The sequence below is a fragment of the Candidatus Culexarchaeum yellowstonense genome, assembly GCF_024707025.1.
Classification (GTDB): domain Archaea; phylum Thermoproteota; class Methanomethylicia; order Culexarchaeales; family Culexarchaeaceae; genus Culexarchaeum.
This window is the reverse complement of record NZ_JANGFQ010000198.1, coordinates 1-3285: the sequence shown is the minus strand read 5'-3', so window position 1 is coordinate 3285 and position 3285 is coordinate 1. Positions and strand designations below refer to the sequence as shown.

Here is a 3285-nt window from a genome sequence, read left to right as displayed (position 1 = left end):
TAGGTTTAAAGACATGTTCTTCTAGACATAACATGTCGTACCCATCATTTAGCAGTTTTAAAGCCCGCTTGACACTAGTCTTTTCTAAAATTTGATCCGAGTCAAGTAGAAGAATAACATGACCAGCACTTTCTTTAAACCCTAAATATCTTGAACCAAGTAATTTCCAAGATGTTTGCATGACTTTTACGTTAAAGCTCTTTGCAATTTTAATGGTATCATCCTTTGAATATGAATCGACAACAATAGTTTCAATATTTTTATAAGTTTGATTTTCAATAGATTCTAAACATTTTGCTAAAGTTTTCTCTGAGTTGTATGTTGGAATAACAATAGAGACTAAGGGTTCGCTCAGCATTGTTTGTTAAATCCTCTTATTGATTTTATAATAGCTCCTCGGCATTTTGATGTGCTTTATGGAATAATATAAGGTGAAAGCAATCTGGAATTAAGTGTATCTTTTTGGAAATTTCGTTGAGCAAACATGTTTGTACATCTTTTTCGCTTCCTATTAGTGGCATGTTCAGCTCCCTCGGTATGTATATACTCTTTGTATAGCCTAGTTCTTCTAGAGTTTTAAGTAGTTTTAGTGTTTTGTTAAGGCCTAAAATGCCTTTATGTATCTCCAGAAAGAGGATTGGTTTATAGGTTCTTATTGTTTGATATCCTCCGCTAATTATTTCTGTTTCATGTCCTTCCACATCCATTCTTATGAAGTCAATGTTTTTAAGTGGATGTTCTTTCAGGAAGGAGTCTAGCCTTTTACATGGAACCTTGAGAAGTTGCGACCCGCACGATTTTTCTACCATATTTTCATTTAACACTTTGGAAAGGTTGCTATGGTGCTTATCATGTAAAAAGAGGCATTCCCCATCAAAATTAGAAAATGCGTAATTAAATACTTCAATGTCATTGAACCTATTTAATGCTATGTTTCTCCGAAGATAGTAGAGGTTAATTGGGGATGGTTCGATAGCTATTACCTTACCCTTTTCTCCAACGATTTTACGCTCAAGCAAAGCATAATAGCCTATATTAGAACCAATGTCTATACAGGTCATGCCACTTTTAAGTAATTTCTTTAATATTTCAGTGGAAAGAGGTTCATGAATTTTAAATAACAGTAGTTCAGTTGAAATACCTTCATCATATGGTATGAGTGACATTTTGTAACCGTTAACTTCAACTATATGTTCCGTTGATGGGTTCTGAAATAACTTTTTAAATGCCCTATAGTGGAAAAAAATTATACCTTTAGCACTTTTCCGCAATCCATAATACTTGTAAAAGTAAAATTTAGTGTAAAGGATGTAACCATGATAGAGCTTAAATGCTGATATCATACTTATCCATATATTTAGCTTAAGACTTTATGTGGTATCTTTTTCATTAACAGATCCATTTAGGATCTTCTCGAATTCTTGAGCTGTCTTATCCCAGCTGAAGTTTCTAGAATATTCTAAGGCATTTACGCTCAGAGTCCTTCTTAGCGCTTCATCTTCTAGAACTCTCATAATTGCTTCAGCAAGTCTTCTAACGTTCCCGTTTTCCTTTACGAGTAATCCCGTCTTCTCATCTATGATTGAATCCCTTAATCCTGCGACATCGTATGCAATGCATGGTGTGCCTAGGGCGTTTGCCTCCAGAACGTTTAGTCCAAATCCCTCCCTCACGCTTGGGTTGACCAGAATCCAAGCTCTAGCTAGAAGCCTCCTCCGCTCCTCATTTGACAGTCCTCCGAAAAATTTGACTCCATCACAAGCCATTCTCTCCAAATCCCTCCTATAGGGGCCTTCTCCAATGATCCAGAGTTCGGAGTTTGGAAGCTTCTCTTTAACTATTTTGAATGCTTTAATTGTATGGTCTGGCCTCTTAGCCTTCTTCAAGCGTCCAGCGTAAGCGATGACTGGATATCCTTCCTTCTCAGGAATTTCACTTAATGGTGTGAAGTTTAATCCTTCTGGAACTATGGAAACATTCTTAAATCCTAAATTTAGTAGGTCTCGCCTTGTGCTTTCTGAGACGGTAACTGTGGGTATGTTTACGTAATTCTTCAGCCATCTATTTTCGAGGATGTGGTAGCCTATGTAGCTTATTGGGAATGGCGTTTCGTAGAACCAGTATTCCCTTGCCAGTTGATGTATTAGGGCAACAATTTTCTCTCCATTGTTTGCGAATTTCGGTGTGAGGAATGGTCTAGTGTTTATCTCATCTATGATGACATCATAGCTTTCCCTTGAAAAACTCTTCCTATAGTGTTCCTTAGCCTTCCAGTATACTGAGTATCTTCCACCATCTCTAATTATCTTAACTTCATCATCAACTTCCTCGCTTTTGCATCCATTGAATTTCGATGTGAATAGTGTGATTTCATGTCCATTTTTCACAAGCCTCTTTGCAACTTCCCTTGTGAAGACTTCAGCTCCACCCATTTCCGGGTTCATCCAGCATCTCCAGTTAAACCACAATATCTTCAGTTTCCCCATAATCTTGGCATTACTAAATTTTCATTGGTGGTTTGTATTGCAAGTTTAATTTTTCAATGTTCTTCTGATACCACTTTATTATCCTTAGCCTATACATTATTCCAAGCAATTCTATTAGCATGTTTAGTGCGTCTTTGAATTTGAATAGCTTTTCCTGCCTTATGTGTACGGGTGCTTCTGCAATTTTGAGTTTGAGCATGTTGGCTATTGCAAGTGCTTCTGCATCCCAACTGTACCTCTTCACAACGATCACATTCATTATCATCTTCAGATGCTTAGTTTTGAATGCTTTGAACCCAGTCTGAGTATCTCCAACCCTTATCCCAAGTAAAGCCTTAACCAGAATGTTATATCCCACGCTCAGTATCTTCCTCAATGTTGGAGCTTGATAAATTGATTTCGGATGCCTCTTAGAGCCTATCACAACATCATATTCCCTCAAAGCCTTAATGTATTGCATCATATTCCTCACATCTATATCCCTATCAGCATCCAATAGTATCGTGTAATCTCCACTCGCATACCTTACGCCAGTCTTTACCGCCGCACCCTTACCCATATTAACAGAGTGATTCACAATCCTCACATGATCATCCATCACACCCTCAACTCTCCTGGCAGTTTCATCAGTTGAACCATCATTCACAACTATTATCTCATAATCATCAGTGACCTTCTCCAAAACCCCCCTAACCCCACTTATAGCCTCAACAATATCATCTTCAACATTATATGCAGGCATTACTATCGATATCCTCCCCACAGAACCCTCCACATTTAGAGGGCCCCTCAGCTCCAC

At 37.9% G+C, this 3285-nt stretch carries 4 protein-coding genes; all 4 read right to left on the bottom strand.

Features of this window, described 5'->3' with window-relative positions; genetic code table 11:
- The coding region (locus MRT15_RS11055; protein ID WP_304330254.1) for a glycosyltransferase family A protein at positions 1-358 on the bottom strand (358 nt) is incomplete at its 3' end.
- A gap of 25 nt (positions 359-383) precedes the next feature.
- Positions 384-1343 carry an FkbM family methyltransferase gene (locus tag MRT15_RS11050; protein ID WP_304330252.1) on the bottom strand — a complete coding sequence of 320 codons (960 nt, stop codon included), beginning with the start codon at positions 1341-1343 and terminating at the stop codon, positions 384-386.
- 27 nt (positions 1344-1370) lie between these two features.
- On the bottom strand, positions 1371-2486 hold the full coding sequence (locus tag MRT15_RS11045) for a glycosyltransferase family 4 protein (protein ID WP_304330250.1): 1116 nt from the start codon (positions 2484-2486) through the stop codon (positions 1371-1373).
- Between the two features lie 13 nt (positions 2487-2499).
- Positions 2500-3285: glycosyltransferase family 2 protein (locus MRT15_RS11040; RefSeq protein WP_304330249.1), on the bottom strand; the 786-nt coding region annotated here is incomplete at its 5' end.

Excerpts from the sequence above, each read along its gene's own strand:
- MRT15_RS11050 (WP_304330252.1), bottom strand. The coding sequence starts at position 1,343 with ATGATATCAGCATTTAAGCTCTATCATGGTTACATCCTTTACACTAAA.
- MRT15_RS11045 (WP_304330250.1), bottom strand. The coding sequence starts at position 2,486 with ATGGGGAAACTGAAGATATTGTGGTTTAACTGGAGATGCTGGATGAAC.